Origin of the sequence: Rhodococcus sp. IEGM 1351, assembly GCF_030056875.1 — a bacterium.
Lineage (GTDB): Bacteria > Actinomycetota > Actinomycetes > Mycobacteriales > Mycobacteriaceae > Rhodococcus_F > Rhodococcus_F opacus.
In genome coordinates, this window is sequence record NZ_JASHKU010000018.1 from 59,224 (window position 1) to 84,704 (window position 25,481).

Annotated in this window: 20 protein-coding genes and 5 pseudogenes; 13 read left to right on the forward strand and 12 right to left on the reverse strand. The window is 67.4% G+C overall.

What is annotated here, in order from left to right:
- Positions 1–429 (forward strand): transposase, encoded by a 429-nt coding sequence (locus tag QM806_RS41800; protein WP_502943897.1) that lies wholly within the window; start codon positions 1–3, stop codon positions 427–429.
- Between the two features lie 27 nt (positions 430–456).
- On the opposite strand, the gene QM806_RS27700 is transcribed toward QM806_RS41800, so the two are convergent.
- Positions 457–582: a hypothetical protein gene (locus tag QM806_RS27700; protein WP_283293462.1), complete on the reverse strand. Its 126-nt coding sequence runs from the start codon at positions 580–582 to the stop codon at positions 457–459.
- A 286-nt stretch (positions 583–868) separates the two neighbouring features.
- Here QM806_RS27700 and QM806_RS27705 point away from each other — a divergent pair.
- Together QM806_RS27705 and QM806_RS27710 are read left to right on the forward strand one after the other, a co-directional pair.
- A pseudogene (locus QM806_RS27705) lies at positions 869–1,063 on the forward strand (serine/threonine-protein kinase PknD); the annotation flags it as partial.
- Complete coding sequence (locus tag QM806_RS27710) at positions 1,063–1,284, forward strand: NHL repeat-containing protein (RefSeq protein ID WP_283293464.1); 222 nt, start codon at positions 1,063–1,065, stop codon at positions 1,282–1,284. The pseudogene QM806_RS27705 and the gene QM806_RS27710, both read left to right, overlap by 1 nt.
- Before the next feature lie 238 nt (positions 1,285–1,522).
- On the opposite strand, the gene QM806_RS27715 is transcribed toward QM806_RS27710, so the two are convergent.
- Positions 1,523–2,242 (reverse strand): hypothetical protein, encoded by a 720-nt coding sequence (locus tag QM806_RS27715; RefSeq protein WP_271209223.1) that lies wholly within the window; start codon positions 2,240–2,242, stop codon positions 1,523–1,525.
- Positions 2,243–2,838: 596 nt separating this feature from the next.
- Between QM806_RS27715 and QM806_RS27720 the strand changes: the two genes are divergently transcribed.
- The 3 genes from QM806_RS27720 to QM806_RS27730 all read left to right on the forward strand — a co-directional run bounded on the left by QM806_RS27720 (position 2,839) and on the right by QM806_RS27730 (position 4,833).
- Positions 2,839–3,411, forward strand: a complete 573-nt coding sequence (locus QM806_RS27720) for an Rv1733c family protein (RefSeq protein WP_283293597.1) — start codon at positions 2,839–2,841, stop codon at positions 3,409–3,411.
- A gap of 523 nt (positions 3,412–3,934) precedes the next feature.
- Complete coding sequence (locus QM806_RS27725; RefSeq protein ID WP_271209221.1) at positions 3,935–4,396, forward strand: hypothetical protein; 462 nt, start codon at positions 3,935–3,937, stop codon at positions 4,394–4,396.
- Positions 4,393–4,833 carry a hypothetical protein gene (locus tag QM806_RS27730; protein WP_283293466.1) on the forward strand — a complete coding sequence of 147 codons (441 nt, stop codon included), beginning with the start codon at positions 4,393–4,395 and terminating at the stop codon, positions 4,831–4,833. Before QM806_RS27725 ends, QM806_RS27730 begins: the two co-directional genes overlap by 4 nt.
- 97 nt (positions 4,834–4,930) lie before the next feature.
- Here QM806_RS27730 and QM806_RS27735 read toward each other — a convergent pair whose 3' ends face one another.
- The 4 genes and pseudogenes from QM806_RS27735 to QM806_RS41805 all read right to left on the reverse strand — a co-directional run.
- A complete protein-coding gene (locus QM806_RS27735) occupies positions 4,931–5,956 on the reverse strand; it encodes a patatin-like phospholipase family protein (RefSeq protein ID WP_283293468.1) in 1,026 nt (341 codons plus the stop codon).
- 548 nt (positions 5,957–6,504) lie between these two features.
- On the reverse strand, positions 6,505–6,777 hold the full coding sequence (locus tag QM806_RS27740) for an NHL repeat-containing protein (protein ID WP_283293469.1): 273 nt from the start codon (positions 6,775–6,777) through the stop codon (positions 6,505–6,507).
- Between the two features lie 93 nt (positions 6,778–6,870).
- A complete protein-coding gene (locus tag QM806_RS27745; RefSeq protein ID WP_283293471.1) occupies positions 6,871–7,440 on the reverse strand; it encodes a hypothetical protein in 570 nt (189 codons plus the stop codon).
- 60 nt (positions 7,441–7,500) lie between these two features.
- Positions 7,501–7,599 (reverse strand): annotated as a pseudogene (locus QM806_RS41805) (DUF2510 domain-containing protein); the annotation flags it as partial.
- A 292-nt stretch (positions 7,600–7,891) separates the two neighbouring features.
- Between QM806_RS41805 and QM806_RS27750 the strand changes: the two are divergent.
- Positions 7,892–8,074, forward strand: a complete 183-nt coding sequence (locus QM806_RS27750; protein WP_271209217.1) for a hypothetical protein — start codon at positions 7,892–7,894, stop codon at positions 8,072–8,074.
- Positions 8,071–8,397, forward strand: a complete 327-nt coding sequence (locus QM806_RS27755) for a hypothetical protein (RefSeq protein WP_283293473.1) — start codon at positions 8,071–8,073, stop codon at positions 8,395–8,397. The genes QM806_RS27750 and QM806_RS27755 overlap by 4 nt, the downstream gene beginning before the upstream one ends.
- A gap of 306 nt (positions 8,398–8,703) precedes the next feature.
- Here QM806_RS27755 and QM806_RS27760 read toward each other — a convergent pair whose 3' ends face one another.
- The 3 genes from QM806_RS27760 to QM806_RS27770 form a co-directional block, all read right to left on the reverse strand.
- On the reverse strand, positions 8,704–10,851 hold the full coding sequence (locus QM806_RS27760; protein WP_283293475.1) for a serine/threonine-protein kinase: 2,148 nt from the start codon (positions 10,849–10,851) through the stop codon (positions 8,704–8,706).
- A gap of 394 nt (positions 10,852–11,245) precedes the next feature.
- Positions 11,246–13,600, reverse strand: coding sequence for an FHA domain-containing protein (locus tag QM806_RS27765; protein WP_283293477.1), 2,355 nt, complete (start codon positions 13,598–13,600; stop codon positions 11,246–11,248).
- Between the two features lie 628 nt (positions 13,601–14,228).
- A complete protein-coding gene (locus tag QM806_RS27770) occupies positions 14,229–14,696 on the reverse strand; it encodes a YbhB/YbcL family Raf kinase inhibitor-like protein (protein ID WP_283293479.1) in 468 nt (155 codons plus the stop codon).
- A gap of 438 nt (positions 14,697–15,134) precedes the next feature.
- Here QM806_RS27770 and QM806_RS27775 point away from each other — a divergent pair, with 438 nt between their 5' ends.
- Positions 15,135–16,193: a DUF3024 domain-containing protein gene (locus QM806_RS27775; protein WP_283293481.1), complete on the forward strand. Its 1,059-nt coding sequence runs from the start codon at positions 15,135–15,137 to the stop codon at positions 16,191–16,193.
- A gap of 247 nt (positions 16,194–16,440) precedes the next feature.
- On the opposite strand, the gene QM806_RS27780 is transcribed toward QM806_RS27775, so the two are convergent.
- Positions 16,441–17,130 (reverse strand): UPF0158 family protein, encoded by a 690-nt coding sequence (locus tag QM806_RS27780; protein ID WP_283293483.1) that lies wholly within the window; start codon positions 17,128–17,130, stop codon positions 16,441–16,443.
- A gap of 1,027 nt (positions 17,131–18,157) precedes the next feature.
- Between QM806_RS27780 and QM806_RS27785 the strand changes: the two are divergent.
- The 3 genes and pseudogenes from QM806_RS27785 to QM806_RS41810 all read left to right on the forward strand — a co-directional run.
- Positions 18,158–18,334, forward strand: a pseudogene (locus QM806_RS27785) (site-specific integrase); the annotation flags it as partial.
- Positions 18,335–19,002: 668 nt separating this feature from the next.
- Positions 19,003–19,236, forward strand: a pseudogene (locus QM806_RS27795) (hypothetical protein); the annotation flags it as partial.
- 68 nt (positions 19,237–19,304) lie between these two features.
- Positions 19,305–19,418: a 3-hydroxyacyl-CoA dehydrogenase NAD-binding domain-containing protein gene (locus QM806_RS41810; RefSeq protein WP_502943906.1), complete on the forward strand. Its 114-nt coding sequence runs from the start codon at positions 19,305–19,307 to the stop codon at positions 19,416–19,418.
- A 7-nt stretch (positions 19,419–19,425) separates the two neighbouring features.
- Here QM806_RS41810 and QM806_RS27805 read toward each other — a convergent pair whose 3' ends face one another.
- A complete protein-coding gene (locus tag QM806_RS27805; protein WP_283293485.1) occupies positions 19,426–21,210 on the reverse strand; it encodes an IS1182 family transposase in 1,785 nt (594 codons plus the stop codon).
- 100 nt (positions 21,211–21,310) lie between these two features.
- Between QM806_RS27805 and QM806_RS27810 the strand changes: the two are divergent.
- Positions 21,311–21,772 (forward strand): annotated as a pseudogene (locus QM806_RS27810) (3-hydroxyacyl-CoA dehydrogenase family protein); the annotation flags it as partial.
- A 122-nt stretch (positions 21,773–21,894) separates the two neighbouring features.
- Here QM806_RS27810 and QM806_RS27815 read toward each other — a convergent pair.
- The gene (locus tag QM806_RS27815; RefSeq protein WP_283293487.1) at positions 21,895–25,179 is read right to left on the reverse strand and encodes a protein kinase domain-containing protein; all 3,285 of its coding nucleotides are present in this window, start codon (positions 25,177–25,179) and stop codon (positions 21,895–21,897) included.
- Positions 25,180–25,481: the final 302 nt, after the last annotated feature.

The window sequence follows — 25,481 nt, forward strand, 5'->3', positions numbered from 1 at the left end:
TTGCAGACGCGTACGCAAACGATCTACCGGCGTAGACACACAAATTCACGATCATTACCCCAGATAAAACATCGGTTTAACTCCGACAAGGGCTGTCAATTTACGGCGGTTCGGTTCACCCAGCGGCTCGTCGACGCGGGCATCGCCCCGTCCACCGGAAGCGTCGGGGACAGCTTCGACAATGCGCTCGCCGAAAACCTGTGGTCGACACTCAAGATCGAGCTTATCTACTGGCCCGCAAGAATATTCGCCACCAGAGCCGAGGCGGAGGCGGCATTGTTCCGCTACATCGATGGTTGGTACAACCCGCGCAGGATTCAGGCCGGCCTGCGCGGACTGTCACCCGACGAATACGAACGCGCCTACTATGACCGATCAGACGGACAGGAGACAGATATCATCGAACCCGAGCTCGTCGGAGCCAGATAGAAAAGTCTCCGGAGAAGCGGGGGAATCTCAGGCAAGTGTGGCGCGTGTGTCGGCCAGCAGCGGCCCCCACACGTGCGGGGGCGCACCGGGCGGCAGGGCCCCGTTCTTCACCGCCGTGTCGACGGCGCGTTGGGCGGGGGTGCGATGGAACATGCTGGCTCCTTGGGCGGGTCGCGGGTATACCCGACAATTCTCGGCTTCCGCGGGCGCCGCGAACATCCCCCTTGGGGTGCAGGAGGTATCACCCCCGGGTGCCGCCGCGCCCGGGTTTCGCGGTCGAGGGCCGCGGTCGAGGGATTCGATCCCCGCGCCGCCGCCCGTTTACCGTGCCAGTCCGGGGTTCGCCGGGGACGGTGTCGTGCGCCGTGGGCGGGGTTTACGCGGGGGTCGTGGGTGCGTTTCACCGAGGGGCGGTCGGGAAGGTGGTGGTGGTGGCGGTGTGAGCGATGCTTTGGCCCCGGGTGTGACGGTCGCCGGGTACACGATCGAGCGTGTGCTGGGGTGGGATGGGGACGGTGTATCTTGCCCGGCATCCGACGTTGCGCCGGAAGGTGGCGTTGAAGGTTCTCGACTCGTCATGGGTGGAGGACGACTACGTCGCGGTCAGTTCGAGTCGGGGGCCGATCATGCGGCGTGATCGGTGCGTACGCGGCGGCGGCCAACGAGCGAGGCGATGTGTTCGTGACGACGGCGAGCAATGCGGTCAGTGTGCTCAGCGCCGCGACGAATACCGTGGCGGTGCTGCCGTTCGCCGAAGTCGACGAGGCCTCCGGAATCGCGGTCGGCCCGGAGGGCGAGGTGTATGTCGTCGACGTCGAGACCACCCGGGTCGTCATGCTGCCCCCACAGAACTGATCATCCTGGCTCACTACTGTTGCCGAGCAACAATATTCGTTGAGCCCTCATCGCTTTCGGCGATGCCTGCGCGGCACGGTACGGGTCGAGGATCCCACCGCCCCCGTTCCGGGTCGGTCGCTCCGCCCACGACCACGCACACCACACCCATCCTGCCGCGTGCCGGGAGGCCGGCCGAGGCGGACACCCCCACGCGCGCTGGGGGTGGACGTCGGCCGGAGGCGTTAGGAGTGTTCTCTCAGCCGAGCTCTTTGACCCGGTGAACTTGGGCGGCGAAGGTCTGCTCGAATTCCTCGAGGTCGGAGAGTTGGTCGACCTCGCCGCTTTCGGTGTCGGTGAGGGAGGCGACGACGTTGTGCTGACCGACGCGTGCGATCAGCATGACGGTGGCGGTCCGGTTTCCGTCGCCGTCGGTGGTTGTGACGGCCAGTCCCACGGATTCGTCGGCGCTGCTTGCCGGCGGCTGGTAGGCCGACGTCCGGGCTGTCGAGGTGATGCCGAGTGCGGAGATGGTGACGGTGGAGCATTGTTCGAGGAGCTGTTGGGTTTCGCTGACGTTCGCCGAGCCCTCACCGACCACGATGGACAGCATACGCAGATTCCCGGTGTCGGGCTCCATCGCCCATCCGCCGGTGAGGAGGGAGGTGGCGGGGTTGGTCTGCTCACCCGGGCTCACCGCCCCGCATTCCGGGGGGTTGACCGTCATGTCCTCCATGGGTAGGTCCACGTCGGGTATTTCGGCGTCTCCTTCCGCGTCGTCGGGTGGCTCGAGGAGCGCGGAGTCGAACAGAACGTAGCCGGACGGTAGGTCCTCCTGGGTGATCAGCACGCTGCTCGGTGGGGGGTCGGCGGCTGCGGTCCCGGTTCCGCCAGCGAGCAGTACCCCCGCCGCTGCGGCACCGATCACCGCCCGCCGCCACAGCGAACGCTGTCGTGGAGCCGATGCCGTGTCGTTCATGGTCTCGAACACTGTGTCAGGGCCTCTCGTACCGTGGGGGGTGGTCAGACCCAGTGTTGTGGTGCCGAGCCAGCGAGACACCCCCCCAGAGGGGTGGTTTCGCCGCCCCCGGTAGCAGCGGGTCGAGTTCGATGCGATCCGGCGAGATGTCGAATCGACGCGCGGCGAGCGTGATGCCCGGTACCTCCGCACCCCGATCAGGCTGCAGACTTCCCCGAAATCGGCTGTCGTGCAATGTTTTTTTTGCGTGTGTTGTTGTCCCACCGGCGAAGGGGCTGGGGCCATCGCGAAGCGCGGCATGGCGCAGTGGAAGGACTCCCGCGGCCGCGGCACGCCGTCACACCGATGCCCACTTCGCATCGGACGGTGCTCGCGCCGGTGGAACAGGCTTCGACCATAGCCCGTCTCCGCCGTTGACGTCGTCGAGCACCGCCGACTCCGGCGGGCGTGGCCGTCTCAGAGGTCGAGCGCCATCAACTGGGCGCCCGATGCCTCAGCGGGGGTGCACGTGTGGGGATGCGGTCGCACAATCGAAGGGGGTGCGGATTCCTACCCGGAAGTGGGTGATACGGGGCCGGGCACCGGTGCCGAGGGTGATGCGGTGGTGGCGGCTGGGGCCGTGGAGCCGCAATCGTCTGATGCGGTCCGGTGACCGCGCAGAGGCGGTGATGATGGTGGTGGCGGTACTGCTGCTGGTGTTGCTGCAGTTCGCCGCGGCGTTCGGGATGGTGACGTATACCGGGTTGGAGCGGCAGGCCGCCATTGCGCGCGCCACGGTGCATCCGGTGCCCGCGGTGCTGCTCGAGGATCCCTATCCCACCCCGGAGGTCGCCGCGTCGATCCGTACCGCCGGATCCCAGCACTGGGCTCGGGCCCGGTGGTCGGCGGCGGGCGGTGAGCGCACCGGAGCGATCCCGGTCGACGCGGCCGCGCGAGTGGGGCAGACGGTCACCGTCCCGGTCGACGCCGCGGGCGATCTGACCGGCACTGTGAGTTCGGGGCCGGAGAATGCGGTGGTGGCGGTGACCGCGGGTTGCGGGGTGTGGGCGCTCGGCGCCGGTGCGGCCGCCGTGGCCGGGGCCGGTGCGCACAGGGTCCTGCTCGGGCAGCGGATGTGGCACTGGGCCCGCGAGTGGGACGAGTTCGGTACCCCTCCTGGACCGCCGTGACGGCGGATGCCTCCCGCGGCGGGGGTTGGATGGTGCGGCCGGCGGGGCGAGGACTGTGGCTGGCCCTCAGGCCGATCGAGGCCAAACGCGCCGCGACCCGCCAAGGAATGCGGCATCGACCGCAACCACCGCAAGGCGCCACCCACCCTCGTCGAAGGCGCCCGAGTGCAGGGCTGGACCGTTGCACTCGGTGCCCCCGTCCTCGCATACCCCGATCGCCTGACCGGTCCGTCAAAGCGACTGAATTACAAAGACTTACACAGCAGTACTGACAGGCTTCGTGCCCGGCAAACGTGGTGCCGGGTTCGAGCGGGTCGCTCACATCGGCTGCACCGCCTCGTCAGTGGGTTACCTCATTGAACCGCAGCGAACCACCACCGGGAATCCCCGGATGAGGAATCGAACCGGATGCCCGATCGAGCACCTCGATGAGCAATTAGCCGCTGGTAAGGAGTCGATTAGCGCTACAGGAGAACCTTTCCACAGCCGAAACCAGACGGCTGACACCCGGAAAGGAAACTTCATGAACCCAATGCGATCGAACTACGTTCGCCACGTGGCTTCGGCCGTCGGTATTGCGGCGGTCCTGGCAGCCGCGACAGGGCTGGGCACCGCAGCGGCTGCGCCCAGCCAGGACGCCGGGGCGACTGCGAATTTCATCGCGCTCAACGGTACGACCACGGAGGTGCAGGCAGACTCTGTGAGGTACTGCAGCACGGTAGGCTTCGGAATCCCATTGTCCAGCGGTCAGGAACTGGCGTTCGACGAGGTGCAAAGCATTGATGTCCTCGCCGCCGATGACAGATTCGAGCCGAATGGGACTGCATCACTTCAGATCAAGCTGGTAGACGGAGACCTGCTGCAAGACAGCATGCCCGCCAACTGCGACCTGTTCGGGCAAAACGAGATCGGCCGATTCAGCACTTCTCTGCAGGACCTGCAACGACTCGAATTCACCCGGCCGGCTGAGATGAGTGAGCGATGAAGCAGGCCCTGAAGACGGTGCTGGTATGCCTGGTCGTCGGCGCGGCGGCGCTGGTGGTGTGGGCGGTCGCGTCGCGACCGGACTCGCCCGAGCCGCCGCGCCCGCTGCCCGATTCCGCGGTCATGATCCACGGCGGACCGACGACGTGCAGTGAATTATTCGGGCAGTCCTGTGATTTCGGGTTGCAGTCCGCCTTCAACCGGTGGGGGACAGGTCTCGCTCCGTTCGTCGATTCCGGGGTCCTGGGCCCGTACGCCGAGCGGATCGGGTTCGTGGCGTCGGCGAAGCTGAGTCTGGACGCCTGCGCACTCTCCCACACCACCGGAAAGACGGTCCTCGAATTCGTCGAGCAGGAACAACGGCAACACCCGGACGCCGGCAGCCCCGAGCTGTTTCCGTTCTGGAACCGGACCCGGCAAACCCTGTGCCCCCTTTGACCCGCACAGTCGATTATGGCTTGACATCGACGATGTTCCGCCGCATCACTTGTCGCAGGCGAACCCGTCCTTGTCGCGGTCGAGCTTGGTATGAGAGCTACCCGGGCGGCATCGGCCGAAACCTCCGAACATAGGATTCCCAATTCCAGGTGGACAGGAATGCTTGCGCCGCTTCGTATCCGTTCCGGTGAAGCGCTTCGATGTCCTCCTGACGAAGGTCGAAGTCGAGGACCCCCACATCGGTGGAGTCCACCCTGATTGCGCGGACACTCACCCAGGGCTGGTTGAGGTACGCCTGATCGCGGCCCACGAGCATGGTGCTGAGAACGCTCTCGAACAGGTGCGGTGGTCCGAGAAGGCGCAGGAGTCTGAGATGGGGGATGACGTCATCGTTCCCGGCCGGCAGATTGGGAAGGACGGTGACCCCGAAGGTGGGCCATCGCGGTACCTGTCCATCGGTCCGATCCAGAGAATCGATCGGGAAGTTCGAGAGCACTCCGCCGTCCACCAGCGTCGAGGTCATTCCGGCGGCACTGGTCAACGAGACAGGGCGGAAGAAAAACGGGATAGCCATGGACGCCCGCACCGCGTCGGCTACGGACTGTGCGTCGGGGTCGAGGCCGTAGACCCGTTCGAAGTCCCAGGGCAGTCGCACCAACTGCCCGGTCGTCACGTCGGTAACGGTGACCACCAGTCTGTACCGCTGGTTCAGCGGCAGGGTGTCGTCGTCGATCTGCAGGTCGCCGAAGGTTGAGACCCCGAGGCTCGCGAGCGTGTCCTTGATCCACTGGCGAACACGATCGCCCCGGTAGAGTCCGGTGCCCCGCAGCAGCGCCCACGATTGCCCGACGATCGGGATGTTCTCGAGGAGGCCCGGATCGAGAAACTCTCGATAGTTGAGATGGGTGAGCTTCTTCAGCTGCTCGCCGGTCACATGTTTCCCGCTGGCTGTGGCGGCCGCGAGGATGGCTCCCACCACAGCGCCGGCCGACGTGCCGGACACGCGATGAAACGTGTATCTGGCATCGATGAGCGCTGAGGCGGCGCCGACCAACCCGATTCCTTTGACGCCGCCACCCGCTAGGACGAGGTCGGCCTCCTTGCTGTTCCCTGATGCGGTCACATCATCCGTCCCCTGGTCGCTGTGCGGCGTGGCCAAATCCGAGCCTTCCTATCTTCGCCGCTTCGTCGTCGGTGAAGGACGGATTCGAGAGCTTATGTGGCGTCCAGATTTCGAGTCCATCGGAATCACCGGAGAGGCCGACACTCACATCGTCCGGTATTCGGCATGCCTACACGAAACGACGGGCACCGTCGGCGCGGTCGCCAGTGCAGCCCTCCTATGTGACGTGCGATTGCTGCCTGCTCTGCTGCGGTGAACTCGGCGTCGTCTAGCAGTCCCTGCGCACGCAGCGCAGCGAGACGCTCAATCTCATCTGTCAGACCGCCGGTCGACACGCCGCAGCGTCAGGGCCCACGACTACCGTTGTCGCGATCGGGCGGTGCCCCTTCTCAGCGGAAGCCGGATAGGCGCCGTACCGGACCTGACGGAGGAGGCGGCCACTCGGGTTGCCGGGGCGGTGTCCTCGTCGCGGGCGCCGGGCACTCACCGGGTTTGTGCCTCGGACTGGCGGCGCCGAGACCCGCGGGGGGGGGCTGGCAGGGGGAACATCAACTGTCGTGCGGCAGTTGCAGCACCCTGTCGCCATCGGTGACGAAGAGGTCGCCGGTGGCCCTGACCGCGACCCAGATCGGGCGATCGAGACCGGTGAACGGCACCACCGTGGCGGTGTCGGCACCGGATCGAAGTGCGGCAACGCGGCCGTTTTGGTAGTCGGCGACGAACACATCGCCCGTGGCATCAACCGCCACACCGGTAGGGGACGCGAGACCCGTGAGCGGCAGCACGGTCTGGTAGGTGGCGCCGGCGGACAGGAAGACCACGCGATTGCGAATTCTGTGCCGAGGCGCTTGACGGCGCCCGATCAGGGCCGCTTGTTTGGCGCGCGGAGCCCAAGCTCTTGGGCGAAGCAAGGGTCAGTCGAAACGCTCCGAGCTGAACACCCGTCCCGCCTTCAAGGCCGACGCCACGACGAGGGACGCGACAGGATCGGGCAGCCCCCGCATCAGCAGCCGCGTCACAACGTATTTGCCCGCAATGGGAAACTTCTTCGTTTCCACAGTCCTCGTGACGCGCGCGATCTCATCACCAGACTCGTCGATGATGGAGAAGTCTGACCACTCCCTCCACTTCCTCCACTTCCTCCAGTTTTCGCGGTGAACCCTGCCGACCCGACGACCGGCTACCCTCAACGACAGTCGTGCGCTTCCGAGGACGTTGTCCTGGACGATCTCGCCGATCGGTCCGCTCCACGGCCGCTCGACGACCAACCGGTATGTGCCAAAAGTCTTGTCTCTGATGAGCAGGACCGGCCGATCGTGCGCGTCCACCACGTGCAATTCAGTAGCCAGCCATGTCGCTGGTGCACCGTTACGGAGCCCGAGGACGGCCCCGATCCGCAGGTCATTCCGGTCAAGGATCATCGGGCTCTCGTGCACCAACAGCCCGGCTTGACAGACGAACTGCAGGACCGGTTCGGTGAGCATGGTGCTGGTGACGCCGCTAGCCGCGCCGGCATTCGCTGGCGACCGAACCTGCTGCGACGGCATCGGCTGGGCGTGCGATGTCCACTCTGAACCGTCCCACCACCGCAACCGGTGATCATGCGGGTACCAACCAGGAGGAGGCGGCGGCGGATTCGCCATCTTCGTAGAATACGTCGGATGTAAGTGGCGTGTCCCCCGTAGATGAGTCTGGGTCGTTTTAGGGTCCTGTTTCTCCGGGGTTGGGGCTGGAAGGACGATGTGCGTCCACAAAGGATCCGCCACCGGTCGCTCGATATCGCTCACTCGGTGGTTGCCCTCGACCTCACCCACCAAGTGTATGACAGTGTCATACACTTGGTGGGTGAGGTCGATTGGACGTATCGGGCGGGCTACATGCGTGAGCGTCACGGCATCGAGGCCGATTGGGCGCGGGAGGCCTTGGAGGACCCCGGTGCGGATCGATCCGGATCCGGCCAGTCGGTCCAGCCGTAGTGTCCGCACGATCGGCTACTCACCGTCGGCCGGCGGGTTATTGACGGTCATCACCCTCGATGACGAGGGCACCACCCACGGCGTCAATGGGTGGCGGTCGAACGACACCGACCACAAGCGCTATCGAGAGGAGCCGGAATGAGTGACGTCGAACGTCTGCTCGCAGCGGAGGCGGCGGCGGCCGAGGCGAACATCGACGCTCCGGTGCCGGAGGGGGCGAAGGTGACCCGGCCGAACCGGGCGCGGTCGGTTCCGTACTCGATCCGCCTGAACCCGAAGGAGCTCGCTGCGGTGCAGGAGTTGGCCACGCAGGCGCAGATTCCACCGTCGACGTTGATCCGATCGTGGGTGATCGATCGTCTGCGCGTCGAACGTGGTGAGATCGGTGATGCCGAGGCGGAGCTGCGTGCCGCGCAGCGTCACCTGGCGATGCTCGAGCGGCACCTGTCGCATCGCGCCTCATGAGGATCTGAAGCGGGACCGTGAGACGGCGCCGATGTGGCGCGACTCTCTAGGTTGTCATCGGGAGGGTGAGCCCGAACACCCGTCGGCCCGGCTCCTACGAACCGACGCCGAACGTCGACGCCGAGAATCGGAAAGAGGCATCGCGAGCGGCGCGGCCGTCAGCGACTGCGACGCGAGACGGCGTCTATCGATCGGCCCGACCCGCGCGTGATCGAGGGCGGCGACGGAGTTCGGGGACGGGCCGGACCGGTCCTTCGGCACCACCTGTTCGGCGCCGGGAATCCGGCCTGGCGTCGCGGTCATTTCTCAGTCGCCGGTTCGGGTGACGTCGACGGTGGACTCGTAGGTGGTTGGGCAGTCGCCGTGAAAGGTTTGGACCCAGCGGCCAGCGAGTTTTTGGGCCGGCCCCTCGCCGGCACCGGTGCGGTCGAGGGTCGTGCGGGAGTCGACGGACGTTGTCCGCGGATCCTCGGGTTTGTTTAAACAGCTGCGCGGGGCGGCGGTGTAGGCCCAAATCCACTGCCCGTTCGCGTACAGGTACATGTATCCCTCGGGCTTTGCGTCGGTAATGAAGATCGAGGCGCACCGGTCGCCGGTGCGCAGGCAATACGTCCGGAAACGGCCGGTGAGGTTCTCCGGGTGGAGCGACCCGCCGGGCGGTACCACCGCCGGAGTGGCGATGTAGTTGTAGGTTCCGGTCAGCGCCGCGCCGGGTGAGGTCGGGCCGATCGGCGCTATCTCGGTGGGCGGGGTGAGCGGGATGGCGGGGTCGACATCGCCGGTGCGCCGGAGGGTGATGCCGACCTCGGATCGCCGCGCGCACGGGTCGCCGCGATATTCGACCTTCGTGCCCGTCAGGGAATGGCCGTCCGGCTGCGGGCCGTCGAGTGTCAGCGTCCGCGAATCCCAGCTGGGGACGTCCTGGAGCGGGGCACCGGTCTCGGGGTCCTGGCAGCCGATTGCGGGTAGTTCCCGCACGGCGGACCAGGTTCCGTCGCTGTAGTCCATCACGAACTGCGACGGCGGCGATCCCGGTGGATCGTCCGGACGTGTGGCGGTGACCGATGTGATGCAGGCACCGGTGGCGGCGGGACAATGGGTGCGGACCGCCCACCGCGCCGTGAACTCGGATTCGCCGCTGTAGCCCCCGCCGTAGGTGGCCTGCACCTGGTACGCCGCGTCGTACATGCCGTCGAACACCCTTCCCGGGTTCTGGGCTGCCCGCTCATCCGTGTCCTGACCGCGCCAGAGCGTGTAGCCCACGGCGCACAGTGCGACGACCACGACCGCGACGATCGGTGTCACGGGACGCCGCCACCAGGGTGCGCGGTGACGCCCGGCGTGGGGCGGATGCTCCCGCGGTCGGTCGCTGATCGGCGGTCCGAGGGGTGGTTGCGCCGAATCCGGCCGACCTGCGCCGGCCCACGTCTCGATCTGCTGCTGCGCCACCTCGTCCGGTTCGGGCGGGAGCTCGGTGCGCCGCACCGTCGTCTCCTCCTGCCGTCGAGTGGACGGTCCCGGTGTGGGCGGCCCCGGTGGATGGGACCGGTCCGTCTCCGGTTCCTCGCGCACCAAGGTCGGGATGTCGGCCTGCGGCGGCCCGAGTGCGTGTTGCGCGGCCGCCGCGAGGGCCCCGCAGCTGGGATACCGGTCCTCCCGGTCCTTGGCCATCGCCCGCGCGATGACCGCGTCGAACCCGGCCGGCAGCCCGGCCCGCGCGGCGGTGGGCCGCGGGATCGGCGAGTTCAGGTGCCCGGCCATCAGCTGGGCCAGGGTCGATCCGGGATACGGCTGCTGCCCGGTCAGCAGGCGAAACAGGGTGCAGCCCAGCGAGTACACGTCGGCCCGGGCATCGAGGGGGAGGTTCGCGAATTGTTCCGGCGCCGCGTACTGCAGGCTCGCCACCAACATCCCGGTCTTCGTCAGGTGCTGGGTGTGCTCGAGCGCCTTGGCGATCCCGAAGTCGGCGAGCAGCACCCGCCCGGGATCACCCGGATGACCGGGTCTGGGGTGTTCGAGGAGAATGTTGGCGGGCTTGACGTCCCGGTGCAACACCCCGGCCTCGTGGGCGTAGTCCAGTGCCTTGGCGGTCTCGGCGATGATGCGCACGGCCCGGGACGGATCGAGCGGGCCGCCCTCGCCGGCGGTGGCGGCGTCGGTGCCCGCGACGTACTGCATCGCGATCCACAGCCGATCACCCTCCCGGCCGCGGTCGTACACCGCGACGATGTTCGGGTGCTCGAGCCGGGCCGCGTGGTCCGCCTCCTTCTCGAACCGGGCGCGGGCGTCGTCGTCCTCCGCCAGGGCCGGGTGCAACACCTTCAGGGCGATCCGCCGCGGCAACCGCGGATGCGCCGCCGCGTACACGGTGCCCATCCCCCCGACACCGAGCACGCGTTCGATGGTGTACCCGGCGAACACCTCACCCGGCCGCAACGCGCCGTGCTCACCCATGCCGTCACCACCTCACCCGGATGCGTCGCCGACCTCAGTCAACACCGACCACACCCGCCATGTCCGGGCATCGGCCACCAATGCCCGGCGGGTCAGGGGCTGGTGACTCGTCTCCGCACCGACATCGCGACCCTCAATTTCGACCGGATGCGGCCAACCCGTTGCGTGATCCGCCCCGAGCCCCCGCCCGGCGGGCTCGAAAACACGCCGCGGATGCTGGCCGAGAGTAGTTGGGCGGAGCCGTCAGCGGGGCCGTCCTGCAAGTCTGACCCGGGGGACCTGGACCGGGGTGAGCATCGGAGTGGGCGGTCGGCGTCGGCAATGGTGACACGGGGCGCCGGAGAGTCGGGCAGAGCGCTCATCGGACGCTCGAGGATCGCTTCAGCCGGGTCTGTCATCGTTGAGCCTTCAGGCGGAGGTGACGCAGGGTCGCGAACCCAAACGCCGTGCCGAGGACCACCAGAATCGCGACGTCGAGCAACCATATCTCGGATGTATGCTGCCACAACTCATCTGGCTGCACCGTCGCGACGTGTGCCCGAAGATCGACCGTCGACGCCCCGGCCGCGAAGCCCCATCTCGCTGGGAACAACCAGGACAGCTGGTCGAGCACGGCTCGGTCGGTGACCGGGATCAGCCCACCGCACATCACCAGCTGCGCCATGACGGTCACCACCAGCAACGGCATCACCTGGTCACTCGACCTCGCGAGCGCGGAGAGCAGCAGCCCCACCATCACACAACAGCACGCCGTCAGAGCGATGTCGACCAACAATTCGATACTCCCCGAGGGGATGACCGCACCCGGACCGGGCGCCCCCTTACCTGCCACCACGATGCCCACGAGCACGATCGATTGCACGAGGGCGGCGAGGCCGAACACGATGCTCTTCGCGAACAGGTACGCGGCCGGCAGCAACCCGACTGCACGTTCGCGGTGATAGATCGTGCGTTCGCCGACGAGGTCGCGTACCGACAGCGCCGACCCCATGAAACAGGCGCCGAGAATCAGGAGCACCATGACCTGCGCCGGCTCCGTCGGTGCGCCCGGGCCGGCCGCGCCGAAGCCCGCCTCACCCGGGACCACGAGCGACAGCGCGCCCAGGACGAACGGGAGCACGACCAGGAAGGTGAGATAGCCGCGATCGGCGAGGATCAGCCGAAGTTGGCGCCGCGCCACCGTGGAGATCTGTCTGCCGGTGCTGGTGTGCGCCGGCCTGCCGGGTGGACCGACTCGGGGCGGCGCAGGGGCCGCACGCCCCGACCCCTGCGCCTCCCGCGCCCGGTACGCGGCGAACACGCCGTCCGGGTCCGCGCTGACCCTGGTGAAGATCTCCGCCCAGTCCGAACTGCCCAGTGCGGCTCCGACTCCGCCGGGGTGTCCGCAATAGGCGGTCTTCCCGCCCGGAGCGAGCAACAGCACCTGGTCGCACATGTCGAGGTGCGTGACCGAGTGCGTGACCACCACGACCACCCGACCGGCGTCGGCGAGGTTGCGCAGCATCGCCATCACCTGCCGATCCAACGCGGGATCGAGGCCCGAGGTCGGTTCGTCGAGAATCAGCAGCGACGGGCCGGTCAGCAGCTCCAGCGCCACCGACGCACGCTTACGTTGGCCGCCGGAGAGCCGGTCGACCCGGGTGTCGGCGTGCTCGGTGAGCGCGAGCTCCGCGAGTACCCCGGCGATCACCCGGTCGCGGTCGGCGGCCATCGTATCCGGCGGTAACCGCAACTCGGCCGCGTAGCGCAGCGCCTGACGAACGGTGAGCTGGCGGTGCAGCACGTCCTCCTGCGGAACCAGCCCGATTCGACTGCGCAGCGCCGGGTACTCGGCGTGCAGGTTACGGCCTTCGAAGGTCACCGCGCCGCGGGAGGGATTGGCGGAGCCGGCAATCACCCTCGCCAGCGTCGACTTCCCGGCACCGGACGGTCCGATCATCGCGGTCAACGAACCCGGCCCGGCGCCCATCGAGACGTCGACCAGCAGTTGTTTGCTGCCCTCGACGACGAACCCCACGCCGTGCAGACTCAGGCCCGTCTCCGCGGGGGCACGTTGCCGATGCCGGACGGTCCCGCCCGCAACGACGAGGTCGACCTTGCCGATCGTCACGATGTCGCCCTCGCGCAGCACCGTTCTCCGCGTTCGGGCACCGTTGACGAAGGTGCCGTTGACGCTGCCGAGATCTTCGATGCCGAGGCCCTCTCGAATCCGGACGAGCCGGGCGTGGCGTCGCGAGGCGAGTACATCGTCGACGACGATCTGATTCTCGCCGGTACGACCGATGGACAGGCCCGCCGGTGGAATACGGGTCGGTGCACTGATCGGCGCCGTCGACGGGCGATGCCGGACCGGAGGCCGCTGCGTCGTACTCGCCATCATCGTCTTGTGCACATCGGGGGTCGGCGTGTGCGCGGGCGCCGGCGAACGCTCGCGTCGTGACCGATGCGGGGTCAGCACCACCAAGGGCCCGGTGGCGGGATCCCCGAGACGCAGCTGAACCCGTGCGTCCACGCGCACCGGTTGAACGACACGGCGACCGTCGATGAAGACCCCGTTGGTGCTGTGCCGATCGGTGAACACCCAGCCGCCCTGCCACGACAGCTCCGCATGGATCCGGGACACCCAGGGACTGTCGACGGTCAGGCCGACCTCGGGTGCCCGGCCGATCGTGACCGGCTCGACGGAGTCGAAGATCCGGTCCACACCGTGGATGCGGACGGTAATCGCGTGCACCCCCGGTTTGCTCATACACAAAATCATATTCCTGTCGGTGCCTCGCCGATGCCCGCCACCTGCGGTTTCACGCTCGGGAGCGCCGAGCGCGCTACGCGGCCCCACGCAGCCACGCCGCGACAATCACATCCAAACGGCCAACTGGCCACCGAGTGGCCATCGCAGATGAGAATTGGCCACGAGTCTTCGCCGGGGTGGCCATTGGCGGCTTGCGCTTGGCGACCGACGCCAACCCTTCCTTTCTCAAGAATCCGTATGTCATGAGACATGCGGATTCCGGAAATGGAGACTGGTCAGCGAGAGGCCGTGCCGGCGGTGGGACCGTTGATTGATTCGGTTCGTGAGACATCGCCTGATGCCGGCGAACCCGGCGCCACGCGTGGCTGGCGGTGGGGCGTCGAGAGACGCGAGTTGGCCCGCTGTGGTCGAGTTCGCCTCGCCCCTCGGTGAGCCCTTGCCGCCCCACCCGTCGATCCCGCACCGAGCCATCATCCTCATCTGCTGCACGCCTGAGCGCACGGTTCCCGCGGTGCCCGGTCGGGTTGTCGGGAGCTGCCGAATCCCCACCGGCACTGCGGGCGGCTACCTGGTGGAGCGGGGATCTCACGAGACCATGCACAGTTCGGATCAAGTGAGCTCCAGTTCACGCGCGCTGGTAGGTCGCGACCAGTTCGCCCCTGCCGAGCACGTGACCGCTGATGCGTGACTCCAGATCGGACCTCGTCGCGCCGGCCGCCAGATTCAGCCGGGTGCCCAGCGCGACGACCACGAAGTGGTAGTGATGCGCAGCGCCGCGTGGTGGGCACGGGCCCCGGTAGCCGCGCCGGCCGAAGTCGTTGACGCCTTCGGCGGCCCCGGCCGGCGCAGCCGCCAGACCGGAGATGCCGGGAGGCATTCCGTAGACCAGCCAGTGTGTGAAGGTGCCGCCCGGTGCGTCGGGGTCGAGCATCTCGATGGCCAGCTCCTGGGTACCGGGCGGCGGCGTGCTCCACCGCAGGCGGGGGAGCCGGTCGGCGCCGTCGCAGGTGAACTCACGCGGGAATGTGCCCCCAGAAAGGTCTGGGCTGGAGACCGTGAGCGGGGAGGAATCTCCTTGATCGGGACCGTTCACTGTCGAACCTCCACATCTGATCGGCGGCAGCAATGGAGAAGAGGGCCAACCGCATTGCGCAGGAACGACGGCAGGTCAACGTGGGGCCGATCGGCATGGGCCAGCTGTTGCCTTCCGAACCCATCCTGAACTCCGCTGGTGCCTCCTGGCTAGGTGATCGGCTGGTCGGTCATGACCGTGCCCCACCCCCGGTTCGATCCTACGGTCGTCGACCGGCATCGGGTCGGTGCCGTGCCATACACGGTGGGCCGACAGATCCCCCTCAGAACTCGCCAGGGCTGAGAACCGACATACGAGACAGATTTCAACCCTGAAAAGAAGCGGTGCCACTTTTCAGATTCGTGTCACTTGCGTGTCGCATTGCGGGCTTCGTGCCACTCCGGACATGCCGGGGACCAGCGAGGCCGAGGTCGGATACGCCCACGTCACGACTCGGATGTGCCCGGGTTGACGATCCGGGCGGAGAGAATGGGCTCGGAGTCGAGTACCTTCTGCAGCGTGCTCGTCACCGATCTGCGTCATTTCCTCGATCTGCCGGACAAGGTCCCCGGGCCTGCGCGCCGTCTCGCCGAGCAGCTGTATGACCTGGTTCGCGCCGCCACCGCCGGTGACACCGGCGCCGCCTGGGTGAGCGCACTGCGGTGCCGGCGTCGCCCCGGTAACCGCGCCTGCGCCGGCCGGATGCTCGTTCTCCGCACCGATCCGTCGGGACCCATCGTGTGGGAGTGCAGTTCCTGCGGCGATGCGGGGCGCATCAGCGATTGGGAGGACTCACCGTTCGACCTCCGACGCCGTCGACCGACGCCGACCCACCCGGTGCACCCCCTCCGCATCCCCGACGAGGTGGCCACGACCCTGCGCGGCATCATCCTGCTGGACGCCGACTGCGAACGCGTCGTCTTCGGTGCCCGCGTCGAGGGCGACGACATCATCCTGCCGGTCAGCGACGTCGACCTCGAGGAGCTGATCGGGTACGTGGCCGCCGACGCCAACCATGAACCGAACCGGCGCCGCCGGCAGCGCCTCGACGCCGCGTTCACGGTACTGACCGAGGTCGCCGAGAACCGCGCCGAGAACCCGCCCCGCTTGCCCCGGACCTCGGCAGCTTCCGGCGGCACCGCCGGCGCTGCGTCGCCACCACGGTCGGCGCCCGCGGCGACCGGGCTACCGGAGCTGGACATCGCGCGGGTGCAGCGGTGGTGTGTGGCCCGCGTTCCCGAGCACGCCCGGCATCAGGTCCGCCTCGAATGCGAGGTCGCGGCGCGGCACCTGACCATCGTCGAGCGGCGCGCCCCCTGGTGCGCCGACGTCGGGCCGGAGTGGACCAGCCTGCCCATCGCCCGGCTGCGCTACACCAAGGCCACAAAGACTTGGAGCCTGTACTGGCGGGACCGCAATCTCCGCTTCCACGCCTACGACCTGCTGCCCCCGTCGCCGCACCTCGAGACCCTGCTGACCGAACTCGACCGGGACCCGACCTGCATCTTCTGGGGCTGACGAACCCACTGGGCATCCGACGCATCACCGGGGCGTCCGATGCGGTTGTGTCACACAGGTCATTTGCCTCTCCGCCCGCTCACAATCAGAAGGATTGGGACAAGTTGGATCAGCGAGAATCCAGCAGTCCCACATCGCCGAGAAGCCACGGGTCAGCTCCTTCTTTTGGAGGCACGCGGCCGATGTCAGCCGATGTCGGTATGCGCCGGTCGAGGGGCAACGCGTGTGCACCACGGGTGTTGGGCATCTATTCGACGGGGCCGCGCGGAGGGCATGCGAGGTAACCCTCATCCGCCAACCATCCACGTGCACGACCGCGTCTCCGCTCATCCGAAAACAGCCAGTATCGATGAAACTCGTCGGGCCACCGCGACAACACGTCCTTGAAGCGACGGAACGCACCGCGCCCGGAAATCGCAATGTCGAGCCGGTCGGCAATGGCAGGGTCGGCTACCGACTCGATGAACAACTCCATGTCGCGATAGCCCGCGCGTGATCCGACGCAACCGACGTACAACCACCGGTCGGGATCGTCGGCCTCGTCGGACGCGTCGTCCTCGATCATGGTCGGCCACGTTTCCCCCGTCCACAGGTCGATCCGACCACCGCCGTAGGTCGGGTCGCCTTCGAGTTCCTCGAGGTCGACCGCGAGACGTCGGAGCATCGGTGTCGCGGACATCCCCAACGCGGCCTCCAGTTGGTTGGCGAGCTCGTCGTCGCCGGTCCAGTCGCGCACGCGCAGCGCCGCCGCGCACTCCGCGGCCACCTCGTGTGCCCCGTCGATGTGGTCGTCGACCGCGGCGATGAGTGCGTCGCCGACCAGCTGCAGCACCTCGTCGGTCAATCGTCCGCGCACCAGATCGACGACCGCGCCGGTGCGGGTGCTCAGAGCAACACGCAGCGCAGTCAGGGATTCCTCGTCCCAGCCGGTCACCATCGAGTGCCGACGATAATGCGGCGATCCGTTCGAGTACAGCCTTCCCCTTCGACGACGACCACGGCGGCCGGGCCGCCTCGGGTGTCGACGATGGCCCTTCAGTTCTCCGGGCCGACACATAGCGCTCCGTGGGGCGAGACACGAGGTGATGACCGAAACACTCGATCTGTCACGTTGGGGAAGAGCCGGAGATGCAGTGTGCCCCGTGAGCCGAAGCTCGCGGGGCACACTTTCTCGAGCGAGTGCTACTGCAGCTGGGGGGATGCGCTTCCAGCGGAGCTGTCGTCGGCGGCCTCGGTCGTTGCGTGGGTCTGCGACAGTGGTGGTTCTGGCCCACTTTCCGTGATGGTTCCTGAGTGTGTCAGTGGCTGAGGAGTATTCGTTGGCGTAGGAGGTCGAATCCGCGCGTCCGTACATCTGGCGTTTGAGCATTTTAAAAGTTACGTGGAATCTGGCCGTGGGGATGATCATGTCTCCTCGGTGTTGACCACGGAAATGAGGAGATGGCTTGAGCGGCACGGTGGTGTTGGAGGAGAAGTGGCCGGTGCTGGGCCGGCATGTGCAGGCGGCCGGGTGGCTGCGGGTGTGGACCGATCTCGGGAGGGCGCCTCGGACGATCGACGCCTACGCACGGGGGCTTGCCGAGTACCTGGAGATGTGCGAGCGGGAGGGTGTCGACCCGCTCACGGCGAGCCGGGCGCATGTCGGCGTCTATGTGCGGGAGTTGACCGACCGGCCCAGCCGCCGTGGCGCGAATGTGGTGTCCCTCGACTCCGGCTTCGGTCTCGCGAATGCCACGATTCAGCAGCGGCTGGTGCCGGTGCGGCTGTTCCACGACCACCTCATGGAGGAGGGGTTGCGCGAGTCCAATCCCGTTGGCCGGGGCCGTTTCACGCCCGGCCGACGGGGCGGCGGGCATCAGCGTGGGTTGGTGCCCCGGTTGACGAAGCTGCCGTGGATTCCCACCGAGCGGCAGTGGGCGGACATCCTGTCCGTCGCCGCCGTGGAGCCGGTCCGTAACCGTGTGATGCTGGCGCTGTCCTACGATGCCGCGCTGCGCCGTGAGGAGCTGTGCGCGCTGCGCACCGACGATCTCGACCCGGCCCACCGCACCCTGCGGATCAGGGCGGAGACGACGAAGAACCGACTGGAACGGGTCGTGCCGTATTCGGCTGCGACCGGGGTGCTGCTGTCGGACTATCTCGCGCACCGGGCACGTCTGAGCAGGGCACGCGGACCGCTGTTCCTGTCGGAGTCCCGCCGCAATCATGCCCAGCCGCCCAAGTCTGTGGACGTGGTCGAAGGTGGTGCGCCGGATTGCCCTGGCCGCCGATGTTCCGCGGTTCTCCACGCACACCACTCGGCATCTGTGTCTGACGGATCTGGCCCGGATGGGCTGGGAGTTGCACACTATCGCGACCTTCGCCGGGCATCGCCACACGGACTCGACGCTGCGATATATCCACCTGTCCGGACGGGATCTGGCCGACAAACTCGGCCGCGGCATGGACCACATCCACGCCTGGCGCATCGCAATGCTCACCGGCATGGACGCCGCGACCCCAGGAACACCACGGTGACCGCGCCGCTGTCGGGCAACGTCAACCCGGACTCAGAATCACGTTGGTGCTCACCGCTCGTCGCGCATCACTTCGACACCACTATCGAGGTCCGAGACGACGAGGTCAGGGCCATCGGTGAACTCGGCGTACGAAACCTGCGTCGGCTGCAGTATCACGATCCGCACGCGCCGGGCTGGCACGTGATCGGACGACTGCTGCGACCGCTGGAGACGGTCAACGCAGGACTCGATTCGCCGGTCACCGCGCATCGGCGGCGCGCCATGGCCGACGCCATCGCGGTGCTGCTGGTGTGTTGCGCCGAGAAGGAGCGGCCTTCTGGGGCTGGAGCACGCAGGAATGGGTCCATCTGCTTGGCAGGGATCAGGCCGAGTTCCGCCGGAACGCACCCGCCTGGGCCGGCGACACCGTCCGCATCCTCGAGCGCGACGACGCGGCGGCGGCCACCGCCCGCATCGACGCCTCGATGGCCCGAGCCGTCAAGTCCGGCCGCCTCGATGCCGCCGCGGCGGCCGACGCGCTCACCCGGATCGACACCACCCTCGACCTCGACGATTTTGCCGACCGCGACCTCGTGATCGAGGCCCCCCCGAGATCGAGACCGTCAAGCACGACCTCTTTCGCCATCTCGACACGATCGTCGCCCCGGACGCGATCTCGGCGACCAACACCTCCTCGATCCCGGTCATCAGGGACCCTGTTGCCTAATTTGTGATCACGCGGCGAGTGCGAGATGGAGGCGGGTGAGGTGGCTGGTGCGGGTGCGGTCGAGGGGGTGACAGGTCCAGTGGGCGTCGAGTCGGATCATGTTGAGGGCGACGGCGGAGAATGCTTGTTGGAGCTGGTTTTTCGCCAACCCGCGGTAGCGGGCGCGCCGCGCGCCGCGCGCTGTGACGGCTTGGTGCATGGTGGATTCGGCGCCGGCGCGGATGGCGTATTTCGCTTGCCAGTCGGCGGTGTTCTGCTCGGCGCGGGCGCTCTGCTGGGCGGCGTGCAGCTCGCGGGGCGGCACCGTCAGCTGGCGTCCGCCGCGGCGGGCGGTGGTGCACTGGGCGCGCACCGGGCAGGGCGCGCAGGTCGTGGTGTCGAACTTGATGACGATCGCCTCGGTGCCGCGCTGGCGACACGGGCTCCACGAGGAGCTGGTATGGCCCTGCGGGCAGCGGGCGGTGCGGGTGTCGAAGTCGATGCAGAAGGCGGCCCGGTCGAACCCGGTGCCGGCCCGGGCCTGGGCGGAGACATCGGCCAACAGCGGGCTGATAAGCGTGACCCCGTAGTCGCGGCGGGATGCGGCCACCAGCGGCACCGACGGGTAACCCGAATCCACGTAGTGCTCGCCGGGCAGCAGATCGCGGGCCTCGAGCGCCTGGTGGATCGGTGCGGTCATCGCCACGTCCGGCACGGCGGCGTGGGTGACCGCCACGTTCGTGATGATGTTGGGCACCTCGCCGTCCTCGCCACCGGGGTCCTCGCCACCGGGTGCGCGGCGCTCGGGCGGTGTGCCGCAGGTCTCGGAGTAGTGCACCTTGTAGCCACACCAGAACAGGTCCTCGCCCTTGGCGGCCCAGCGGGCGTCGAGGTCATAGGGGGAGGCCACCCGCAGTCTGCCCGGCGGGAGACCGTCCTGCTCCGCCTCCCGCCGCGTGATCACCTCCCGCCCGTTGCTGGTGAGGGTGCGGGTGTAGTTCTGCAGCAACACCACCCGCAACACCTCCACAGCGGGCAGCTCGGCCAGCCAGCCCGGTGCGTCGGGCGCGTAGACCGCGCGCAGCAGCGCGTACCCGTCGGTACCATAGGCGCCGGCCAGTTCCTCCCGCTTGGTCTTGGAGGACGGCATCCGCCAGGAATCGACGCGGCGCCCGTAGCGGGTGTTCCAGTCGCTGACGTCGATGGCGGTGGCCAGCCAGCCCGGCGCGGCCACCGCGAGCGCCTCCAGGGCGGCCCGCACCGTCTCCCCGGCCAGCTCGGTCCGGTTCAGGTCCCGCACCGCGGAGATCACGTGGGTGGAGTCGGTGCGCTGCTTGCCACCCGCGGCCACCAGCCCCTTGTCCTGCAGCGCCGCCAGCAGCAGGTCCAGTGCCAACTCCTCCAGCCCGTGGTCGAGAAGACGGGTCCGGAACTGGGAGAGCACGGTGAAGTCGAACCCCGGATCGTCCAACTCCAGTGCGAGACAGTACTTCCAGTCGATGCGGGCGCGCACCGCCTCGGCGGCCTGCCGGTCGGTGAGGTTCTCGGCGAACTGCAACACCGTCACCATCGCCAGCTGCGCCGGCGAGATGCCCGGCTTGCCACGCACCCCGAACGCCGCCGCGAACCGCTCGTCGGCGAACAGCTCGCCCAGCTCGTCGCGGATCCGGATCGCCAGCGCCCCCCTCGGGAACGCCGCCCGGGCCATCCTCGCCGTCAACACCGGCACACCCACGGGCCGCCGCGGCCGCATCGACACCACACACCCCATCTTGCGGCCGGGGTCGGGACCAGCGAAAGACGACCGCTGCACGATCATCCGACAGGAAGATCAACAGTCACGGCACCACCGTCGGCGTGTCACCGAAAATTAGGCAACAGGGTCATCAGGATCGCCAAACGCCACCACCCGACCCGAATGCGTCGTCGGCGTGCACTTCTTCAACCCAGTCCCGGTCCTGCCGTTGGTGGAGATCGTGGTGAGCCTGTCCACCGCCGGGCACGTCGTCGACGATGTCACCGAGTACGCGCGCAAACGTCTGGGCAAAAAGACTATTCGATCCGGCAACCGAGCCGGTCTCGTCGTCAACGCGTTGCTCGTGCCGTACCTGGTCGGCGCGATTAGAATGCTCGAATCCGGGTTCGCGACTGCCGAAGACATCGACGAAGGCATGGTCAACGGGTGCGCCCACCCGATGGGACCGTTGAAGCTGTGCGACACCGTCGGCCTGGACGTCGTCCTCGCAGTCACCGAGTCGCTCTACACCGAATTCCGCGAACAGCAGCACGCACCACCACCGCAACTTCGGCGCATGGTCGACGCCGGCTATCTCGGGCGAAAGTCGGGACGAGGCTTCTACTCCTACGACGCCTGAGAGCGAGCGCATTTGGGGGCAGTCGCGGCCGCACCCCGTCGGCGGCACCCGCACGGCTACACAAACCCGGCAGGCAGCCGACGCGGGTTATTTCAACGTGCGCCAAGAATGTGAACCTATCCTCAGGAATCGATCTGCAATCCCGCGACCCACACCGCAATTTGTGCCCGGGAGGTAAATCCAAGCTTGGCCAGAAGGTGTTCGACGTGACCCTGCGCGGTGCGGGGCGAGATCACCAGGCGTGCGGCAATCTCCTTGTTCGTCAGCCCCTCGGCGATCAGGTCGGCGACCTCACGCTCACGTTTGGTCAGTTTGCCCGACAACCCAGCTGCGGGCGTCGGCGGACGCGGAATCTGCTCGCCCAGCGCGTAGGCGACGGCTGCGTCGAAACCGAGCACCGTGCCCCTTCTGCGGGCCGCGGTGAAGGCCTGCTCACCCATCGCCTCTCGGGTCCGGCGTTCGCACTCGTCCTGGTACACGAGCAGGCCCGGGAAGAACACCGTCGGACTCCCGAGTGACCGACTGATCCCCTCAGCGGCTGCGGTCAACACGGTCGCGCGTTCGAAATTCTGCTCCTCGGCGGCGATCCATGCGAGTGCCTGCAGACACATGCTGCCATTCAGTCGGTCGTTTACCATCCGGTCGACCTGGAGCGCCTGCACGAGTAGCTGAACCGCCCGTGCGTGCTCACCGTGCCGCCATACCGCGACACCGAGCGCCCACAGTGAGTACGACCGATATACCGATTCGCCGTTCGCCTCGGTGATCGCGAGGACGCGTTCATAGCATTCGATCGCTCGTTCCGTGTCGTTGAGTGTTTCGTGGGTAACTCCAAGAATTCCGACGGCAACGACCTGGAAGAGGAGGTCCTTGTGCGAGGTGTAGACGTGGAGGGCATTTTCGAGATACGTGCGTGCGTCGGACGGACTTCCTTCGAAGAGCGCTAGAAATCCAGCGGCGAGGTCGATATGCGCGTGAAGCATCGGGTCGATCGTCTGGGTGGCGAGTGCGCGCCCCTCCTCCACCAAGACAGCCGACGCGCGAAGGTCGGCCTGCACCCCGGCCAAGACAGTCGCGGCGTAGAGCGCCTTGGCTCTGTCGACGGGAGATTGGCCGGTCCGGTGTGCCAGGAGGCGGTCGAGCCATCGCCTTCCCTCGCTGAACAAACCCTGAGAAAGCCAGAACGGGTACAGAGCGGCAGCGATCCGCAGTCCGGAGTCCGCACTGTCCGAAAGGCAGAATTCCAACGCGTCACGGAAATTCGGTTGTTCCCGACCGAGTTTGGCGATCAACGCGAGCTGCCGGGAACCAATCCACTCGGATTCCGCCTCGACCGCCAGCCGCTCACACCAGTCCCGGTGCCGACGGCGAAGCTCGCTGTAATCGCCAGTCTCCTGCGCTTTTTCCCGCCCGTAGGCGCGGACGGTCTCGAGCATTCGGAACCGCACCGCAGAACCCGACTCCTCCCTCGTCAGGATCGACTTGTCCACAAGGAACGTCACCGTGTCGAGAAGATCCTCGGCTGTCAGGTCGCAGACCTGCTCCGCCGCCTCGAGTTCGAAACTGCCCGCGAACACCGACAGCTGCGCCCACATCCGTTGCTCCACCGGTGTACACAGGTCGTAACTCCAGTCGATGCACATCCGCAACGTCTGCTGCCGAGACGGAGCGTCCCTGCTTCCGCGGGTGAGCAGGAGGTAGCGGTCGGTGAGGCGCTGCAGGATCTGGTCGGGCGTCATCGCGCGAAGCCGGGCCGCCGCCAGTTCGATCGGTAGCGGCAGCCCGTCCAGCCGCTGACAGATTCGGGCGATGGTGACCTTGTTGTCCTCGGTGAGCTCGAATCCCGGGACTGCGGCGGCGCCGCGGTCCGCGAAGAGGGTGACCGCATCGTTGCGGGGCAGTCCTTTCGGCAGGTGATCGGGATCCGGGACGGGCAGCGGGGGAACCACCAGCACCGATTCCCCGCCGATCCCGACTGGCTCACGACTGGTCGCGAGGATCCGCAGCCGAGGACAGACGCGAAGCAGGGATTCGGCGAGCTTCGCCACCGCGCCCACGACCTGCTCGCAGGTATCCAGGACAAGCAACAGTCTGAGGGGGGCGAGGAACTCGACGAGCACCTCATTCAACGGCCTCGCCGATCGATCCCGGAGCCCCAGCGCGCCCGCCACCACACCGGCGAGCAGCGACTCGTCGCGTAGGTCACCAAGATCCACCAACGTGACGCCGTCGACGAAGTCACGATGCACTTTGGTGGCCACGCGTAGTGCCAGGCGGGTTTTTCCCACCCCGCCGACTCCGGTCAACGTCACCAGTCGCGACGTCGACAATAAGTTCGTTCCCTCGGCCAGTTCCGTGCGGCGGTCGACGAAACTGGTCAGCTCCAGCGGAAGTCCACCCGTTCGGCCCGAATCCGCCGGTGACCACGACGGCGACCGCACAGCCGATTCACCTTCTGCCGCGGAGCGCGCGCCGATGACGGACGTTCCGCCCTGCACCGCGGCCGGTTCCGTGTGCATTGCCATCTCGTCGACCGGGAAGCCCTGATGAAGTTGGGACCGGCGGAGTTGCCGACCAAGGTCCACGGCGGAGGGGCGAGCGCCTGCCTCGGTGGACATGGCACGTTCGATGACAGCGCTGACCCCCTCGGAAATGCCGTGCTCGCGCGGGTTCGGCACCGGCTCGGACGTGATCCTCAGGAACTGAGCCACCAGTTGCTCACCGCTGCGGCGTTCGAACGCCGCATGACCGGTGAGCGCAGCGAACAAGGTGGCGCCGAGGCCGTACACGTCGGCGGCGGGACTCGGTGGCTCACCGGCGACCACCTCGGGGGCGGTGAACGCCGGCGAACCCGTCACGACGCCGGCGGTGGTTTCGAACCCGCCGGCGATGTGAGCGATGCCGAAATCCGTCAGCGCCGGCTCGCCGTATTCGGTGATCAGGATGTTCCCGGGCTTGACGTCGCGATGCAGGATCCCGAGGCGGTGCGCGGTCTCCAGGGCGCCGGCCATCTTCACCCCGAGTCGCAGCGCTTCGTCGAGGGGGAGCGGTCCGTGGCGCCGGATCCGCTCGTCGAGAGAACCCTGAGCGTGGTACGGCATCACGATGAAGGGACGTCCGTTCTCGGTGACATCGGCGTGGAGAACATTGACGATGTTGGGGTGACCGGTCAGCCGGCCGGCCGCACGCTGTTCTCGCAGGAACCGTGCCCGGTTCTCCTCGTCGAGGTCGGCGGTGAGGACCTTGACCGCCACGGTGCGGTCGAGCGCAGCTTGCGTGCACCGGTACACGACACCGAAACCGCCGCGCCCGATCTCCTGGGCATCCTCGAATCCGGCCGCCGCCAACTCCGCCGTGACCGAACCGGACACGTCGCGTTGCGTCGCGAACGGATCGACGTCCGTCATCGACTACATCGATCCATCCGGTCGGAACACTGTCGAAGAAGCACCACTGCTCACCTCTCGCGGATGTCCCCAAGAATATCGCCGACCGGCCCGGCCTGCGCCCGACCGCTGTCTCAGCAAGACCGAACGGCACCTTCGGGGCAGTTCACGCGGTACAACAGCGTGGCTGGTGCCTACTCGATGAGTTCACCGGCGGGTGCGCCTCGAGGACGCGGATCGCTTGGCCGCGGACCTCGCCGACACCGCACCGCCGATGACGAGGACTTTCGCTGATCGTCGTCAATGGGCCGCGCAGGTCACCG

Coding starts and splice junctions, on each gene's coding strand:
- QM806_RS27700 (WP_283293462.1), bottom strand. CDS start 582: ATGTTCCATCGCACCCCCGCCCAACGCGCCGTCGACACGGCGGTGAAG.
- QM806_RS27715 (WP_271209223.1), bottom strand. CDS start 2,242: ATGAACGACACGGCATCGGCTCCACGACAGCGTTCGCTGTGGCGGCGG.
- QM806_RS27720 (WP_283293597.1), top strand. CDS start 2,839: ATGCGGTGGTGGCGGCTGGGGCCGTGGAGCCGCAATCGTCTGATGCGG.
- QM806_RS27725 (WP_271209221.1), top strand. CDS start 3,935: ATGAACCCAATGCGATCGAACTACGTTCGCCACGTGGCTTCGGCCGTC.
- QM806_RS27730 (WP_283293466.1), top strand. CDS start 4,393: ATGAAGCAGGCCCTGAAGACGGTGCTGGTATGCCTGGTCGTCGGCGCG.
- QM806_RS27745 (WP_283293471.1), bottom strand. CDS start 7,440: ATGCTCACCGAACCGGTCCTGCAGTTCGTCTGTCAAGCCGGGCTGTTG.
- QM806_RS27755 (WP_283293473.1), top strand. CDS start 8,071: ATGAGTGACGTCGAACGTCTGCTCGCAGCGGAGGCGGCGGCGGCCGAG.
- QM806_RS27760 (WP_283293475.1), bottom strand. CDS start 10,851: ATGGGTGAGCACGGCGCGTTGCGGCCGGGTGAGGTGTTCGCCGGGTAC.
- QM806_RS27765 (WP_283293477.1), bottom strand. CDS start 13,600: ATGAGCAAACCGGGGGTGCACGCGATTACCGTCCGCATCCACGGTGTG.
- QM806_RS27780 (WP_283293483.1), bottom strand. CDS start 17,130: ATGGTGACCGGCTGGGACGAGGAATCCCTGACTGCGCTGCGTGTTGCT.
- QM806_RS27815 (WP_283293487.1), bottom strand. CDS start 25,179: ATGACGGACGTCGATCCGTTCGCGACGCAACGCGACGTGTCCGGTTCG.